General features: G+C 64.4%; 3 protein-coding genes. 1 reads left to right on the plus strand and 2 read right to left on the minus strand.

From position 1 onward, the window contains the following. A partial coding sequence (locus tag AUR66_RS20355; RefSeq protein WP_157532985.1) for a twin-arginine translocation signal domain-containing protein occupies positions 1-126 on the minus strand: 126 nt, incomplete at its 3' end. Positions 127-261: 135 nt separating this feature from the next. On the opposite strand from AUR66_RS20355, the gene AUR66_RS03795 reads away from it, so the two are divergent. Beyond that, positions 262-1,368, plus strand: coding sequence for an AI-2E family transporter (locus AUR66_RS03795; protein WP_058571180.1), 1,107 nt, complete (start codon positions 262-264; stop codon positions 1,366-1,368). A gap of 42 nt (positions 1,369-1,410) precedes the next feature. Here AUR66_RS03795 and AUR66_RS03800 read toward each other — a convergent pair whose 3' ends face one another. After that, positions 1,411-2,187 (minus strand): sulfurtransferase, encoded by a 777-nt coding sequence (locus tag AUR66_RS03800; protein WP_058571181.1) that lies wholly within the window; start codon positions 2,185-2,187, stop codon positions 1,411-1,413. Between the last annotated feature and the right edge of the window lie 52 nt (positions 2,188-2,239).

Below are 2,239 nucleotides of genomic sequence, written 5' to 3' on the forward strand. Positions count from 1 at the left end.
CGTCGTCTCCGCTCCGCCGCCCGATTCTGCCGTCGTGGGCTCGCTGTTCGACGCACCGGTACACCCGGCGAGGAGCGCGGCCGTCCCACTTGCGCCGGCAGCTTTGAGGAAGGTTCGTCGTTTCATTACTCGGTTGTTGTACTCGGTGATATTTAATCGCCGTGGTGTTCGTCGTCTCGGTGGGTCGCCGTCGTGGTTGCCACACGTCCGAACCTCTCAGTCGGCGGAACGATTTTGCTCTCAGCGAGAGAATCTCTACGGGTGAGTAATTCGCGCCTGTACGTCCTCGGCGGTGTCCTCGCGCTCTTCTCGCTGCTCGCGGCGTTCATCCTTCTGGACGTACTGGCGACGGTGTTCTTCGCCATCACCGTCGCGTACCTCCTCATCCCGCTCAGACGCCGTCTGGAAGTCCGTGGCGTGTCTCGGTGGGGAGGGAGTGCTATCGCGACAGTCGTCGCCGCCGTCGGTGCGTCCGTCGTTCTGGCACCGCTGTTCGTCATCTTCTTTCTCCGACTGAACGACCTCTTCGTACTCGCGTCGCTCTTGCCGGAGTCACTCTCGTTCGAGGTTCTCGGGATGGCCTACGAGGTGACACTCGACGAGGCTCTCACGGTTCTCTTCTCGCTCATTCGGTCCATCGGTCGGTCTGTCGCCACGGCAGCACCTGTCGTCCTCATCAAACTCACCCTGTTCGGGTTCTTGGTTTTCTCGCTGGTCCTCGGCGGCGACTCGGTCGGACAGACGCTCCTCGCGTTGGTCCCCGTAGAGTACCACGACGTGGCCACCTCGCTCAACACGCGCGCCCGAGAGACGCTCTTCGCAATCTATGTCTTGCAGGCGGCGACTGCCGTCGGGACGTTCTTCATCGCGTTCGCGGTGTTCTCGGTGCTCGGGTACGACTTCGTCATCACGCTGGCGACGGTGGCCGCCATCCTCCAGTTCATCCCTATCGTCGGCCCGAGTTTCCTCCTCGCGCTGATGGCGCTGTATCACGTGGCCGTTAGCGACTTCGTCGCCGCCATCCTCGTCGTCGTCGTCGGTGGGTTCGCCATCGCGTGGCTTCCGGACATCCTCATCCGTCCACGTCTCGCGAGAGAGACGGCCGACCTGCCGGGAAGTCTCTACTTCGTCGGGTTCGTCGGTGGCCTCCTCAGCCTCGGTCCCGTCGGTATCATCGCGGGGCCACTCGTCGTCGCCCTCCTCGCGGAGTCGGTGTCGCTGTTGGGTGACGAACTAGACGTCGAAAACGGACGCGCCCCCGCGGATGCGACAGAGGCAACGGTCGAGTCTGACGCTTCTGACTCGGCGACAGGCCCCGGTTCTGGGTCTGACGCAGACTCGGACGAAGCGACCGGGGCCCCACCGTGACGCAGACTCTGTGCTCGGTTGGTCGGCGGCGACTCTCCGTGACTACCCTTCGACGAGTGCACCGTCGCGCGCTTCCCACTCCGTGAGGCTCCCCTCGTAGAACTCGACGTGTTCGTAGCCGAGGTGCGAGAGGACGACGTAGGTGTGGCTAATTCGGCGTGCCGTGTTGCAGTAGAGGACGATTCGGCGGTCCGGCGTGATTCCCGCCGGTTCGAGGATGGCGTCGAGGTCGTCTCGCGACTTCAATCCGCGCGTCTCGTCGTCCACGAGTTCGCGCCAGTCGAGGTTGACCGCGCCGGGAAGGTGGCCCTCTTCGAACTCCGCCGCGTCGCGGGTGTCGACGATGACTGTCTCCGAGTCGTCCAGCGCTGCTTCGACCGTCTCGAAGTCGACCAGCGGCGACGCCGACGGGTCAGACACCTCGTAGGTCGCGTCCGGCACGTCGGATGCTTCGGTCGTCGTCTCGTACTCGCGGGTCCACGCGCTGAAGTCGCCGTCGAGGAGGTGGAGGTTCGTCGGGTCGTGGCCGTACAGCAGGGCCGTCACGAGGAATCTGGCGGCGAAGACGCCGTGCATGTCGTCGTAGGCGACGATGTCGTCGTCGGCCGAGATGCCCGCGTTCGACAGCAACTCGCTCCACACGTCGCTGCCGGGGAGCATCCCCACGTCGCCCTCTGCGCTGCGGAACTCGTCGAACGGAATCGAGACGGCGTTCGGGAGGTGACCGATACCGTCGAACTCCCATCCATCGCGTACGTCGACGACGCGGACGTCACCGAGGTGCGCCGAAAGCCAGTCTGCAGAGGCCACGTCTACCATACGAACACCTACCCTGCCTGCAGATTTAGGTCCGTGGCTCGGTGCACCCCTC

Origin of the sequence: Haloferax profundi, assembly GCF_001469865.1 — an archaeon.
Classification (GTDB): Archaea; Halobacteriota; Halobacteria; order Halobacteriales; family Haloferacaceae; genus Haloferax; species Haloferax profundi.